The sequence below is a fragment of the Peptoniphilus phoceensis genome (genome assembly GCF_001517665.2).
Taxonomy (GTDB): domain Bacteria; phylum Bacillota; class Clostridia; order Tissierellales; family Peptoniphilaceae; genus Peptoniphilus_A; species Peptoniphilus_A timonensis.
On the sequence record NZ_LN999809.1, the window covers coordinates 781,456 to 795,043 of the forward strand.

At 31.5% G+C, this 13,588-nt stretch carries 16 protein-coding genes and 1 tRNA gene; 2 read left to right on the forward strand and 15 right to left on the reverse strand.

Annotation, left to right across the window (positions count from 1 at the left end; genetic code table 11):
• Nucleotides 1–9 precede the first annotated feature (9 nt).
• The 5 genes from secE to BN3657_RS08045 form a co-directional block, all read right to left on the reverse strand.
• The gene (gene secE, locus BN3657_RS08025) at nucleotides 10–225 is read right to left on the reverse strand and encodes a preprotein translocase subunit SecE (RefSeq protein ID WP_019138819.1); all 216 of its coding nucleotides are present in this window, start codon (nucleotides 223–225) and stop codon (nucleotides 10–12) included.
• 9 nt (nucleotides 226–234) lie between these two features.
• A complete protein-coding gene (gene rpmG, locus BN3657_RS08030) occupies nucleotides 235–384 on the reverse strand; it encodes a 50S ribosomal protein L33 (protein ID WP_010242627.1) in 150 nt (49 codons plus the stop codon).
• A 110-nt stretch (nucleotides 385–494) separates the two neighbouring features.
• A complete protein-coding gene (locus BN3657_RS08035; RefSeq protein ID WP_062552483.1) occupies nucleotides 495–2,801 on the reverse strand; it encodes an ATP-dependent DNA helicase in 2,307 nt (768 codons plus the stop codon).
• A 45-nt stretch (nucleotides 2,802–2,846) separates the two neighbouring features.
• The gene (locus BN3657_RS08040) at nucleotides 2,847–3,311 is read right to left on the reverse strand and encodes a tRNA (cytidine(34)-2'-O)-methyltransferase (RefSeq protein ID WP_062552484.1); all 465 of its coding nucleotides are present in this window, start codon (nucleotides 3,309–3,311) and stop codon (nucleotides 2,847–2,849) included.
• Nucleotides 3,305–4,861 carry an NAD(P)/FAD-dependent oxidoreductase gene (locus BN3657_RS08045; protein WP_062552485.1) on the reverse strand — a complete coding sequence of 519 codons (1,557 nt, stop codon included), beginning with the start codon at nucleotides 4,859–4,861 and terminating at the stop codon, nucleotides 3,305–3,307. The genes BN3657_RS08040 and BN3657_RS08045 overlap by 7 nt, the downstream gene beginning before the upstream one ends.
• A gap of 99 nt (nucleotides 4,862–4,960) precedes the next feature.
• Here BN3657_RS08045 and lepB point away from each other — a divergent pair, with 99 nt between their 5' ends.
• Nucleotides 4,961–5,482, forward strand: coding sequence for a signal peptidase I (gene lepB / locus BN3657_RS08050; protein ID WP_062552486.1), 522 nt, complete (start codon nucleotides 4,961–4,963; stop codon nucleotides 5,480–5,482).
• Nucleotides 5,483–5,497: 15 nt separating this feature from the next.
• On the opposite strand, the gene BN3657_RS08055 is transcribed toward lepB, so the two are convergent.
• Genes BN3657_RS08055 through BN3657_RS08065 form a run of 3 tightly spaced genes read right to left on the reverse strand, consistent with a single transcriptional unit; the run spans nucleotide 5,498 to nucleotide 7,798 of the window.
• Nucleotides 5,498–6,655 (reverse strand): sensor histidine kinase, encoded by a 1,158-nt coding sequence (locus BN3657_RS08055; RefSeq protein ID WP_062552487.1) that lies wholly within the window; start codon nucleotides 6,653–6,655, stop codon nucleotides 5,498–5,500.
• Nucleotides 6,642–7,325 (reverse strand): response regulator transcription factor, encoded by a 684-nt coding sequence (locus BN3657_RS08060; protein ID WP_062552488.1) that lies wholly within the window; start codon nucleotides 7,323–7,325, stop codon nucleotides 6,642–6,644. The genes BN3657_RS08055 and BN3657_RS08060 overlap by 14 nt, the downstream gene beginning before the upstream one ends.
• The gene (locus BN3657_RS08065) at nucleotides 7,322–7,798 is read right to left on the reverse strand and encodes a dihydrofolate reductase (RefSeq protein WP_019138824.1); all 477 of its coding nucleotides are present in this window, start codon (nucleotides 7,796–7,798) and stop codon (nucleotides 7,322–7,324) included. The genes BN3657_RS08060 and BN3657_RS08065 overlap by 4 nt, the downstream gene beginning before the upstream one ends.
• A 160-nt stretch (nucleotides 7,799–7,958) precedes the next feature.
• Between BN3657_RS08065 and BN3657_RS08070 the strand changes: the two genes are divergently transcribed.
• Nucleotides 7,959–8,032 (forward strand) — tRNA-Cys (locus BN3657_RS08070).
• A gap of 130 nt (nucleotides 8,033–8,162) precedes the next feature.
• Here BN3657_RS08070 and BN3657_RS08075 read toward each other — a convergent pair.
• From BN3657_RS08075 to BN3657_RS08105, 7 genes are read right to left on the reverse strand one after another with little or no spacing between them, the layout of a single operon-like run.
• Entirely contained in the window at nucleotides 8,163–9,179 is a 1,017-nt protein-coding gene (locus tag BN3657_RS08075; RefSeq protein ID WP_062552489.1) for a zinc-ribbon domain-containing protein, read from the reverse strand.
• Nucleotides 9,180–9,194: 15 nt separating this feature from the next.
• Entirely contained in the window at nucleotides 9,195–9,737 is a 543-nt protein-coding gene (locus BN3657_RS08080; protein WP_062552490.1) for an NYN domain-containing protein, read from the reverse strand.
• 23 nt (nucleotides 9,738–9,760) lie between these two features.
• Nucleotides 9,761–10,468, reverse strand: a complete 708-nt coding sequence (gene rlmB / locus BN3657_RS08085) for a 23S rRNA (guanosine(2251)-2'-O)-methyltransferase RlmB (protein ID WP_062552491.1) — start codon at nucleotides 10,466–10,468, stop codon at nucleotides 9,761–9,763.
• A complete protein-coding gene (gene thyX, locus BN3657_RS08090; protein WP_062552492.1) occupies nucleotides 10,468–11,226 on the reverse strand; it encodes an FAD-dependent thymidylate synthase in 759 nt (252 codons plus the stop codon). The genes rlmB and thyX overlap by 1 nt, the downstream gene beginning before the upstream one ends.
• On the reverse strand, nucleotides 11,223–11,630 hold the full coding sequence (locus BN3657_RS08095; RefSeq protein WP_062552493.1) for a Mini-ribonuclease 3: 408 nt from the start codon (nucleotides 11,628–11,630) through the stop codon (nucleotides 11,223–11,225). Before BN3657_RS08095 ends, thyX begins: the two co-directional genes overlap by 4 nt.
• Nucleotides 11,615–13,012 carry a cysteine--tRNA ligase gene (gene cysS, locus BN3657_RS08100; protein ID WP_062552494.1) on the reverse strand — a complete coding sequence of 466 codons (1,398 nt, stop codon included), beginning with the start codon at nucleotides 13,010–13,012 and terminating at the stop codon, nucleotides 11,615–11,617. The genes BN3657_RS08095 and cysS overlap by 16 nt, the downstream gene beginning before the upstream one ends.
• 36 nt (nucleotides 13,013–13,048) lie before the next feature.
• Nucleotides 13,049–13,543, reverse strand: coding sequence for an NUDIX hydrolase (locus tag BN3657_RS08105; RefSeq protein ID WP_062552495.1), 495 nt, complete (start codon nucleotides 13,541–13,543; stop codon nucleotides 13,049–13,051).
• Nucleotides 13,544–13,588: the final 45 nt, after the last annotated feature.

Here is a 13,588-nt window from a genome sequence, read left to right on the forward strand (position 1 = left end):
ACACTCCAATCAATAAATAAAACCAAATAAAAACATTATAATTTTATCATATGCTAATAGTAATAGTGATGACAGTATAACTGCTACAATTACTATTATAGAATATTTGATTACAGTATCCTTAGAAGGCCATACAACTTTCTTGAATTCAGATTTCACACCTCTAAAATATCTACCTAGACCGCCTTTTTTTTCTTCAGTCTTAGCTGTAGCTTTAGTAGCCATAAATCCTCCTTACTTAGTTTCTTTGTGAGTTGTATGTTCTTTACAGAATTTACAATACTTCTTTAGTTCCAATCTTTCAGTAGTATTTTTCTTGTTCTTATATGTCACATAATTTCTGTTTTTACATTGTGTGCACTCAAGTACTACTCTATCTGCCATAAAAACACCTCCAGTGCTAAAAAAAAGAGCCGCCTTTGGCTCCTTCTAATTTACTAAGTAATACTATCACAAATGTCAAACTTTGTAAAGTTATTTATTATAAATTTTCTCTAATTTTTAAGCTTTTGACCCTCTTCGAAATTATCTATAATTTTTTCCATTTCCTTTAAGTCGCAAAAGTCAAAAATCCTCCAATGATTTGGCAACAAATAATTATAATCTTGTCTTGAAAATCTCTTGTCTATTAATAAAATTTTGCCCCTGTCATCTTCTGTTCTTATAACTCTTCCAGCTGACTGAATTACCTTTATCATGCCGGGATAAATGTAAGCGTACTCATAACCCATGGAATATTTCTTTTGAAAATGTGATTTTAAAATGTTTCTCTCGTAAGAAAGTCCAGGTAAACCAACGCTTATTATAGCAACACCTCTTAATCTCTCACCAATTAAATCTATTCCTTCAGAGAAAACCCCACCCATAACAGCAAAGGCTCTTGTAGAAGATGAGAAAGTAAAATTATTTAAAAATTCTTCTCTTTCAAATTCGGTCATTTCTCTTTCTTGTTTAATTACATCTCTATCAATTTCTACATATTTTTCGTAAACTGCTTCCATATAAGAATATGAGGGGAAGAAAAAAATGTAATTTCCATCATCATCTGAAAAATCCTTTAAATTTTCTATTATTTCTTCGATGGAATCTTCTCTATCTCTATATACTGTGGAAATTTTATTATTTCTCAAAACTAAAAGATTTTCTGGATCAAAGGGAGAATCTATTTTATAGTAAGAAGTTTCTTCATCTGCTCCCAAAAGTTTTCCATAATATTTTATGGGATTTAAGGTTGCAGAAAAGAAAACAGAAGACCTAGGCGTTCTTAAAATATTTTTAAAAATTGGTGCAATGTCAAGGGATTTTATTTTTATTAGATTTTCTTCTTTTATGGAAACAAAATCCTTGTTGTAGTATTCCAAAATTTTTATGTAATTAAAGAGAGAAAAATAAATATCAAGGGCATCTTCATAGGACTCTTCTTCCTTATCCTTAGTTAAAAAGTCGTTCATAGAAAAAACAGCTTTTTCAATTTCTCCATTAAATGCAAGAAAAGAATCGTAGGAATAAAAAATTTTTCTCTTGTCAAGTTTGTAAAACTCATCTATGGCATTTGCCAAGTGTCTTCTCGCAGCTTTCCTCTTTTTGGGGATTAGTCCTCTTAATTTTTCAAGTTCTTCAATAGAAACTTCTGCAGAGTACATTTCTCTGCCTCTTTCCAAAAGATTGTGGCTCTCATCCACTAAAAGACTAAATCTTAACATAGAGTTTTCGAAAAATCTCTTTAGATAAACTGTTGGATCAAATATATAATTGTAATCGCATACTATAAAATCAGAAAAATCTAAGAGGTCAAGTTGATATTCAAAGGGGCAAACCATGTGTAGTCTTGCAAATTTTTCTATATTTTCTCTTGTGAAATTGTCACAGGCATCAAAAATATCTATTATTGCATCATTGACTCTATCAAAGTGCCCCTTGGCATAGGGACAATCTTTGGGATTGCAGGCTAGCTTGTCATTTAAACAAATTTTGTCTTTTGCTGTGACAATTGTAACTTTTAATCTCAATTTTTTATTTAACAATTTTTCCAGTGCATCTTTTGCGGCATTTTTCCCCGTTGACCTTGCCACAAGATAAAAGGCTTTGTCGATTTTGTCTTCTCCCATTGCCTTTATTGCTGGAAAAATTGTAGAGATTGATTTTCCAATACCTGTTGGTGCTTCCACAAATAATTTGTTTTCATTGTCAATTGTGTTATAGACAGCAACCGAAAGTTCTCTTTGTCCCTTCCTAAAAGACTTAAAGGGGAATTTTAATTTTTTTATAGACTCATCTCTTGTGTCCTTCCACTCCACAATTCTCTTGGAAAACTCAAGATATTCCACGAGAGTTCCCATGAAAAAATCTCTAAGTTCACCAAAATTAAAAGTCTTTTTAATATTTAGGGTTTCTTCTGTTTCAAGTTGAAAATATGTTAGCATTACATTTATTTCATCAAGTTCATGATCTTTTGCATAAATATATGCGTAGCACTTTGCCTGTGCCCAGTGCATTATATTTTCTTCCTTTTTCAAGTCCTCGAGTTCTCTTGTAGTTGACTTAATTTCATCAACAGTAACTTCATCACTCACTTGGATTCCGTCAGCTCGACCTTCCACAGTGAAATTTATGCCTTCAATTTCTTCATGAGTTCTCAAAAAAACTTCTGTTAAAAAATCCTTTGAGTATTCTCTTTGCACCTTTTGATGAGCCTTTATTCCCTCTACTGCCCTTTTATTGGAAAAAAATCTCCTGTCTATGTCGCCAGATCTTTTGACAAATTCTATTAAATTTCTTACGGAGATCTTTACTTCTTTCACAATAAATCCTTTCTACTTTGACTTTTTTAACTAAGCTAATAAAATTTATTCCAAGTCTAAAAAATCAAGTTGTCTTAAAGCTTCAAATAAAATTATATTTGCAGAATTTGACAAATTTAAACTTCTGCCATAATCCTTTAACATGGGAATCCTTATTGCCATATCGTAATTTGAAAAAATCAAATCTTCTGGTAAACCACGAGTTTCTGGACCAAAAACTATAAAATCTTCATCCTTAAAATTAACATCTGTGTATTTTTTCTTTGCCTTAGTGCTGGCAAGATAAAAATTTCCATCTGGATATTTTTCTAAAAGTTCATCATAGGAATCATAATAATTTATGTCCACAAGATGCCAATAATCTAATCCCGCTCTTTTTAGATGTTTGTCATCAACTTCAAATCCAAGAGGCTTTATAAGATGAAGTCTTGTCTTTGTAAGTCCACAAGTTCTTGCAATAGCACCTGTGTTAAAGGGAATTTCCGGTTCATAAAATACTATATTTAACATTTTTTATCTCCTTCCAAAATCTCTATGGCACACTTAATTCCATCAAGGGCAGATGAAACTATTCCACCAGAGTAGCCTGCTCCTTCTCCAATGGGATACAGGTTTTTTAATTTTTTACTTCTATAATTTTCTCTCACAATTCGAATCGGAGAAGACGTCCTTGTTTCCACACCAGTTAAAATTGCATCATCAGCTGCAAAACCGTGGACTCTCTTGTCCATAATCTTTAAAGCATTTTTTATGGCATGATTAATTGAATCAGGATATATTTCGTTTAAATCAGCAAAAACATAGCCCGGTTTAAAAGTCGGCACAACTTCACCTAATTCTTCTGTGACTTTTCCCTCTAAATAGTCCTTTACTCTTTGAACTGGTGCCTTGCCAGAACCCATTTCATAAGCTTTTTTCTCAATTTTATTTTGAAAATCCATGCCTGCCAAATTTCCCTTTCCATAAATTTTCTCATCAACACTTGCAACAACAGCAGAATTAGAATTTTTTCCATCTCTATCATGGTAAGACATGCCATTTACACAAAGCTGATTATTTATAGAAGATGAATTTACAACATAGCCACCTGGACACATACAAAAAGTATAAACTGAATGTTCTTCATCCTTATCTGTAACATTTAATTGGTAGCTGGCTGCTGGCAGTTTTTCTGAAAGTAATCCATATTGGGCAAGTTCAATATTTTTTCTCAGATGTTCAATCCTAAATCCAAGGGCAAAGGGTTTGTCTTCAATTAGAGAATACTTATCAAGAGTCACAAAAGTATCTCTTGCAGAATTTCCTATTGCAAAAATATAGGCATCAGCAGTGTAACTTTCTTTATTTGTGATAATTTTTTTGATTTTACCATTATCAATTTCAAAATCTAAGAATTTTTCCTGAAACTTATATTTCCCACCGTAATTTTCAATTTCACGCCTCATATTTTTTATGACGCCACGCAAGATGTCTGTCCCAATGTGTGGCTTTTGCTCATAAAGAATTTCTTCTGGCGCACCATTTTCCACAAAAATATCAAAAATTTGAGAAACTCTCTTGTCCTTTGAGCGAGAAGTTAATTTTCCATCAGAAAAAGTCCCTGCTCCTCCTTCGCCAAACTGGACATTGGATTCTTCATTTAAAATCCCTTTTTCGTGAAGCATATCAATATCTTTTACTCTCTCATCTACGGGCTTTCCCCTTTCAATCAGGGTAACTTTTACGCCATTTTTTGAAAGTAAATAGGCGGCAAAAAGTCCTGCAGGTCCAGTTCCAACTATAACTGCAGTTTTTATATTGTTTTTATTTTTAGCATTTAGTTTTTCTTCATGAAATTCGGCAATATTATTTTTTAATCTCTTTTGAGTCTTTTTGTCAATATCCTTTAATTCTAAATCAATTAAGACTTGATAGACAAAACTCAAATCCTTTCTGGCATCAAGAGATTTTTTATAAATCTTATAAGAAAAATCTTTTTTATTAATTTCTTTTTCAATTTTTTCCCTCAAAAAGCTTTGATCTTTATCATAGGGAACTTTTATATTTCTTAAAATTATCATTTTTTCACCAAAAACATTATAACACGAAAAGCTCATCTTACATAAATTTGTGGAGAATGCTATAATAAAATAAAAATTTATGAAAAAAGGAGGAAAATAGTGAAAAAAGATTTATCTTACATAAAAGTAATAATTATTGCAATCCTACTTGCCCTTATAATAAGAACTTTTCTTTTTAATATAGTTAGAGTTCAGCAAACTTCAATGTATCCCACAGTAAAACCCAATGACATAATTTTATCTAGCTCCCTTTATAGATTTAAAAAGGATTTTAAAAGGGGAGATATTGTTGTCTTTAAAGCTCCCTCTGAAAATAAGATGTATATAAAAAGAATTGTTGGACTTCCTGGTGAAAAAGTTGAAATTTATGATGGTTCTATTTATATAAACAGAGAAGTTTTAGAAGAAAAATATTTTGCAGAAAAACCCTACACCTTATCTCCTACTTCATCTTTCGAAATAAAAGATGATGAAGTGTTTGTACTTGGCGACAACAGAAATCCTGGAGGGTCTGTAGACTCAAGATATTTTGGTCCTATTAAGTTTAAAAGCATAAGGTCCCATCCCTTTTATAGAATTTTTCCTTTAAATTCCAAAAAATTTATAAATCAAATAGACTAAACAAAAATAGAGACCTCACAGGGTCTCTTCTTTTATCTTTGGCAAAATAATTTCAATTACACTTCCAATTTTTTCCTTATCTTCAGAAATATTATCCCTTACTCTTATTTCACCCTTTAATTTTTCCATAATATTTTTCACTAGATTTAGACCAATGCCATAGCCACCAGTCTTTCTGCTCCTAGATCCATCAACTCTATAAAATAAATCAAAGATTTTTTCCTTATCTTCATCACTTATTCCAATGCCAGTGTCACTAATCTTAATGAAATAATTTTTATCATCTTCATAAAAATCAAAAACAAGACTTCCACCATCTTTATTGTAAATTATTCCATTTTTGCCAAGATTATAAAGAACTCTTTCAAGCAAGATGTCGCTGGAATAGATAATATTATTGTCTACTCTCGAAATAATTTCTACATTTTTTTCTTCTGCCATATCTTCTAGGTCAAAAACAATTTCATCCACTAAATCTTTTATGTCAAACTTTCTCAAAACTGCATTTTCTCTTCTATTTAAAAATAAAAGAGATTCAATAATTTTTGAAATCCTATCTATATTCTCATCAAAATTTTCCAAAAGTTCATGAAGCTCAAGATCATCCACCTTGTTTTTCATAAGATAAATTTCAAGAGATGATTTCATAACGGCAACTGGTGTATTTAGCTCATGAGCTATAGATGAGGAAAGAGATTTTTCCCTTTCATAACTAGAATAGATCTTATCAAGAGATTTCTCAAAAGCAAGTGACAAGTCCTCAATCTCCTGAGATTCTCCTTCCATATAAATTGACTCTTTTGCCTTGATGTTATCTATATCCACTTCAAGAACCCTATTTTTCAAATCAGAAAGAGGTCCAAGGAGTTTTGTAAGTAGAAAATAATAAAAAAGAGATCCCAGACAAATTGTCATGCCAATAACTATTAAGGAAAAATTTTTTATTTCTCTTGTGGATTTTAATTTTGCATCTTCAAGGACAATAAAATAATCTTCTTTTGCAGTTTTTTTATTTTCTTCAACAATAATTTGCTCGCCAATATCAAGAATTCTTTTCTCTTGGTACTTTCCAATAATATAATTTGATGTGGCAGTCATTATTATAAAAATTAAAATAATGGAAAAAATAAGTTTAAAGACAAGTGTCTTTCTCAAATTTTTAATTTTTTTCATCCAAGTCATCAATAATGTAGCCTTTCCCAATTTCATTTCTTATTATGTTATTTCCCAGCTTATTCTTTAACTTTTTTCTAAGGGCAGACATATGAACTCTCACCACATTGGAAAACAAGTCAACTTCATCGTTCCAGACATGTTCCATCAACTCTTCTGCAGTTACATATCTTCCCAAGTTAAAAAATAAATATTCCAAAATTCCAGCTTCTTTTGCTGTCAATTTTAAAGGCTCTTTATCAATGTAAAAAGATCTTTTCACTGTGTCAAACTCTACTCCATTTGACCTAATTATAGAATCTCTTATAGAAGTTTTTCTCCTGAGAAGCGATCTGATTCTCGCCTTGAGTTCATCAAAGTGAAAGGGCTTTACAATATAATCATTAGCTCCAAGATCAAGTCCACGAACTCTGTCGTCAATATCTGAAAGGGCAGTTAGCATTATAATATTAACTTCACTATCTCTCTTTCTTATTTCCTTTAAAATTTCAAAACCATTTTTCCCTGGAAGATTTATATCTAGAATAATTAAATCATAATCATTACTAAATGCCATAAAAGAAGCCTCGTCACCATCTGATGATATGTCAACTAAATAACCTGAATGAACAAGACCTTCCTTTATCGACTGAAGAAGTTTTTCTTCATCTTCTACAACTAAAATTTTCATTTTTCTCTAATCCACTTTTCATGATAAACTTTATAATTTGGGTCAGATATTTCAGTTTTATCAACTAACTTAAAATCATCAAATTCCGGAATGAAGGTGTCTGCTCCCTCAACTACAGTGTCAACTCTTGTCACAATAAGTTCATCTATTCTGTCCCATAAAAGTTTTACAATTTCAGCTCCACCAATTACAAAAACATCTTTTTCTGGATATTTTTTCATAATATTTTCTAACTTTTCTATAGAATCAACATAGAATAGATCCTTTTTGTCCTTTCTATCAGAACGTGTAAATACCACAGAAATCCTATTTGGAAGTTGCTTCCCGATGCTATCAAAAGTGTGTCTACCCATTACAATAATATTATTTGTTGTATAATCTCTAAACATGTGAAGATCATTATCCACAAATAATATTTGTTCTCCATCCTTTGCAATGGCATTTTTATTATCAACTAAAATAAGTAATTTCATTTTTCCTCCTTCAAATTTTAAGAAAAATCCTTCTACACTTATAATATCCTAGAAACTCAACTATTCAAAGGATTTTTTCAAAAGCAACTTCACTATTTTCATAAAATTATATATTTTTACTTGTAATTTTTTTTATAGTCTGCTATACTAATGTTGTTATGGCGACATAGCCAAGTGGTAAGGCACGGGTCTGCAACACCCTTATCACCGGTTCAAATCCGGTTGTCGCCTCCATACTTATAGAAATCTACTGAGTTTTTCAGTAGATTTTTTTTGCCTTTATACGAAAATTTTTAAACTTAAAATAAAATCCTATTAAGATTTATTTCATAAAAAAAGCAGTCCTGGGACTGCCTCAAAATTTTCAATTTGCTTCACCATTTAAAGTTCTATAACTTATCCAACCATTTCCAACATTACACCAGGTTCTTCCATTTGCTCTTCTTGTGTCATATACATAAACTGCATCGCCCTTGTATAAGACAAAAGAAACTCCATAAGCAAATCCTGGTCCACTTCTTACATTTGCCTTACTTGAAGTTACATATTGGTAAGTTCCAATTAAATTAGATGCTTCAGAATTCCTTAATCTTGCAATTTGTGCTTCCAATTCATCTGCTCTTGCTTTTTGCTTTGTTGCTTCACTTTCTTCTGCTGCTTTTTTATCGCTATTTGTCTTCTCTAAATTTATATCTTCAATCATTTTCTTAAATTCTGAATTGTCAGGATCAACAGAAATATAAGAATTCAATCTGTTAATTGCTCCTTCATAATTTTTGCTAGATTTAAGTTGCGAAATTTCAGATTTAATTCCAGCATAATTTTTTTGAATTAAAGAATTTACCTTTTCACTTAATTCATCATCATCTTCATCAATTTTAATTTCTTTTAACTTTGCAAGGGAACTTTCAAAATCCTTTGCTTCATAATTTTGATTTGCCTTATTTAAAAGCTCTTTATTTTGGATGGCACTATCAATTTTATTAATTTCATCTAAGTACTTTTTATCAGAAGATTTTTCATAAAGTTGGCTGTATTTTTCCCTAGCTTCTTTATAATTTTTGGCTTCTAAATTTGCTTTTGCAGAATTTTCCAACTTGCTATACTTGTACTTACTAAATCCAAAATTAAATATTAAAGAAAAAGCTATTAAGCCAACAATTACTAGACCGAAGACAAGTCCCTTTTGTTTCAAGCCCATAGAATCATCTTTAAAGGAATTGTTTTTAACAATATTTTCATCATCTTCCCTATAATAATCGTGATCATTATGAATTTTTTTAGTTTTAGAAAAATCATCATCTTCTCTCAAATCGTGACCACATTTCATACAAAATAGAGATTCGTCAGAGTTTTCTTGTCCACAATTTTTACATCTCATTTAAAAACCTCCTAACTATTTTTTATTAGATATATCCTGCCTTAAAATCTTGAGTTTATGAATTATATCATCATCAAGAGCAGTTACTTTTTCTTCTTTTAATTTTTTTGCCATGTGATTTACTTTATTTTTTGAATTATTTACCTCAGCTTCAAGTTCTCTTGCAGAAATCCTTGTTCCCCCACGCGATAAAATAATTTGTTGCTCCACATTATCAGAAGTGGCAACACGAACATTGGTTAGCTTGCCAATATTATCTAATTGCCTTTCAATATAGTGGTCTGCAGTTTCAAATTCCTTAGTAAAAATAATATCAATCCCATCTTTCTTATAGGTCTTGCCTCCAGATTTTTTTACTAAGTAGGCATCAAAGACTAGGATAATATGCTCTTTTGTCGTGTGAGAAAATTCTATCATAATATCTATTAATTCATTTCTCGCATCTTCAAGAGATATAATTTTTAAATCTATCAAATTTTGCCAGGAATTTATAATATTGTATCCATCAACAAAGAGATAATTTGTATCTCTCCTATATCTACTTATCCGCCTTCTCATTCTTCTTCTCTATCTAATATTTTTTATCTTTTCATCTCATACATGACAATTGCCGCTGCAACTGAGGCATTTAAAGAATCAAAATCAGAAAAATTTGGAATAGTTATAATCTTATCAGAGTTTTTCAAAACATTTTTTGAAACTCCCTTTCCTTCATTACCTATAACTATGGCTGTCTTTCCAGAAAAGTCACACTGTCTAATGTCCTCGCCTTCAAGGTCTGTCGCATAAATCCAAAATCCTGCTTCCTTTAATTTGTCCATTGATTGTGAAATATTTGAAACTTTGGCTACATCAATATCATAAATTGCACCTGCAGAAGATTTTACAACAGTGTCATTCACAGTAGCAGCCCTTCTATTTGGAAAAATTATTGCATCAACTCCAAAGAAATTAGAACTTCTTGCAATTGCTCCAAAATTGTGAGGATCTTCTATTTTATCTAGGATAAATATTTTGGCATCATCTTTATCCTTTAACTTTTTGATTAAATCCTCAAGTTCAATATATTCAAAATCACTTACTAGGGCAACTACTGCTTGGTGGTTTTTCGTGCCAGCAAGTTCTTCCAATTTTTCATTGTCACTAGTGACCGCAGGGATTTTTGCATCTCTTGCCATGCCAAGAATCTTTTTTATAGATCCACTGGCATTTTTTCCTACATAAATTTTTTCTACTTCTTCATTTTTTATGGCCTCCATAACGGGGCCTCTTCCATAAATATATTTCATTATAAATTCTTAAACTTCTCTCTAATTTCTTTTGCCTTGCCACAAGTCATTTTGCCTTCGGGGCATGGACCTGATACGCAAGCTGGACCTTGGTCTTTAAATAAAAGTGGAGCAACTTCCTTAACTTGTCTTAGCATTTCAGTTGCGAGTTCTCTTATTTCCCATTGAGCTCTTTCACAACATCTAACTGTAAAGAAGTGTCTCAAAGTTCTGACATTCATTGTAACAACAATTTTTGTTTCGCAAGCATTTGGAAATACATATCTCGCATCTTCTATGGACATTTTTTCCACTGCCTTCTTCGCCTTTTCTTCATCCATTCCTTCTTGGATTAAAGGTCTTGCATTTTCTTCTACTAAAATATCAACTAATTTGTCATAGTCTTCTTGATCTCTTTTCATAGCTTCTATGAATATTCTTTTAGCTTCTTCATTTTTTTCAATTTGAGGTGGGATAATGTACTCAAAAGAATCTAATTTTACATACCTTTGTGATTGTTGAGAATAGGATGCAAGTCTGTGTCTTACTAACTGATGAGTAAGAGTCCTTGAAACTCCTTCTATGGCAAAGGTAAAGCTGACGTGTTCAAGGGGTGAAAGATGAGAAAAAGACATGAGTCTATTTAGAAACTTTTCAGTAGATTCTTCTGTCAAGTTTTCTGTTATTTCTTCTACACCTACTCTTGAATAACAAAGTTTTGCTGCTGCTGCAATGGTCTTGTCTGGATCCATTGTGTGCGAAATAATCTTTACCTTCATTTAGTCATCTCCTTAAATAAATCCCTAATTCTTTCATATCTCTTTAAGAGGTAGAGATAACCAAAGAGAGCCTCCACTCCTGTTGCAATCCTATAATCAATGGGATCTGCATTTTTGGGAACAGTGTGAGATTTTGCATTTCTACCTCTTTTAAATATTTTATATTCTTCTTCTGTCAATTGATTTTCTATCTTTTCAAATAGTTCTCTTTGACCCTTTGCCCTTACATATCTTATGCTCTCTCTGTGAAGCTTGTTTGGATTTTTTCTAAGGTCTAAAATTTTACTTCTGACTAAAATCTCAAAGGCAGCATCGCCTATATAAGCTAGAGTCAAAGGGCTTAGTTCTCTTACTTCAGCTTCACTATAATCTTTAATTTCTAAAAAATTTAAATTCTCTTCCAAGTTGTTCCACTTCTCGTATCTTCAATTTCAATTCCCATATTCTTTAACTCATCTCTGATTTCATCTGCTCTGGCGAAATCTTTATTTTTTCTAGCTTCATTTCTTTCCTTGATGAGCTCTTCAATATCGTCTGAAATTTCTTCTCTTTCTTCTTCCATAATTCCAAGAACTCTTGTAAGTTTCTTTAAAAGATCTAGGGCTTTTTCTAGAACTTCTTTAGAAGAATTTTCATCAAGATTTAAGTTTATATCTTTTACTAAATCAAATATAGCTGTGATTGCATCAGCTGTGTTTAAATCATCTTCCATGGCAGATTCAAATTTTTCAACGTGTCTGTCAAAGGACTTAAATAATTTTTCTTCATCTTCTGTGATTTTTTCTATTTCAGTTTTTTCTATTGCATCTTCAAGTTTGTACTTGGCATTATAAAGTCTTTTGCTAGAATTCTTTGTTTGTTCCATTACTTCTCTTGAGAAGTTAATTGGTGAACGATATTGAGTTGTCAAAAGGAAAAATCTTAAAACTTCCAGGTCAAATTCTTCAGAAATTTCTCTAACTGTGAAGAAGTTTCCCTTAGATTTTGACATTTTTTCATTGTCCACAGTTATCATTCCATTGTGTAACCAATAATTGGCAAAAGGAACGTCGTTACATGTTTCTGATTGAGCAATTTCATTTTCGTGGTGAGGGAATTGTAAATCTTCTCCACCTGTATGAATGTCAATGTTATCGCCAATAAGTGTCTTTGCCATAACTGAACATTCAATGTGCCAACCTGGTCTTCCTTCACCCCAAGGTGCTTGCCAGAAAGGTTCCCCTTCTTTTTTATTTTTCCAAAGTGCAAAGTCACTTGGATTTTTCTTGTTGTCATTGATATCAACTCTGTGACCAGAAATTAAATCTTCAATATTTTTCTTTGAAAGTTTGCCATAGTCCTTTGCATGGCTGATGTCAAAATAAACATCTCCATTAGATACATAGGCAGCACCCTTGTCAATTAGAGTTTGTACAAAATCAATAATTTCATTTATGTGTTCTGTTGCTCTAGGGTTTAAGGTTTCATAATCATATAGGTGAAGTCCAACTGCATCCTTTTTAAATTCTTTTATATATCTCTTGGCAATATCAGAAACTTCAACACCTTCATCATTTGCCTTGTTTATCATTTTGTCATCTATGTCTGTAAAGTTAACTACAAATTTAACTTTCATTCCCTTATATTCAAAATACCTTCTCAAAGTGTCAAATACAACGAGAGGTCTTGCATTTCCAACATGAATAAAATTGTAGACAGTTGGGCCACAATTATATATACCAACTTCTCCTTCTTTAATTGGCACAAAGTCTTCTTTTTTTCTCGTTAGAGTATTGTATAATTTCATAAATCCTCCTATAAAAAAACGCCTCAATAGAGACGATTATTTAAATATACTTCTGAAAAATTTTTCGTAGTAATCAAGTCCTATAAAAGTTTTGTCATTAATCATTTTTTGAATCTTTTCCACGCTTGCAAGATCAACATCCATGACTTCTTCCTCTTGCATTACAATTTCATCAAGAGAAATATTTTTTCTCACTAAAAAGATATAGAATATTGTGTTTTTTTCAGTAATAATTCTTTTTAACTTGAGTTCTTCTTCTCTTATGTCAACTCCAAGTTCTTCCTTAAATTCACGAACCATACCTTCTTTTGGGGTCTCTCTAGAAATGACAGAGCCACCAGCAGAACAATACCACATTCCAGCAAAAGATTTTTTCTCAAGAGCTCTTCTTTGGATAATAAATTGTCCGTCGTCCCTTAAAATCCATCCCTCTACTATTAAATGGTAATCGCTGTTTTTAAGACGCTCGCCTTTTCTAATGACACGTCTTTTCCATTTTCCATTTTTATTATAAACATCCCAATATTCCACGACAAAACTCCTTACAGTTATTTTACACTATTTATAGTGTTTTTT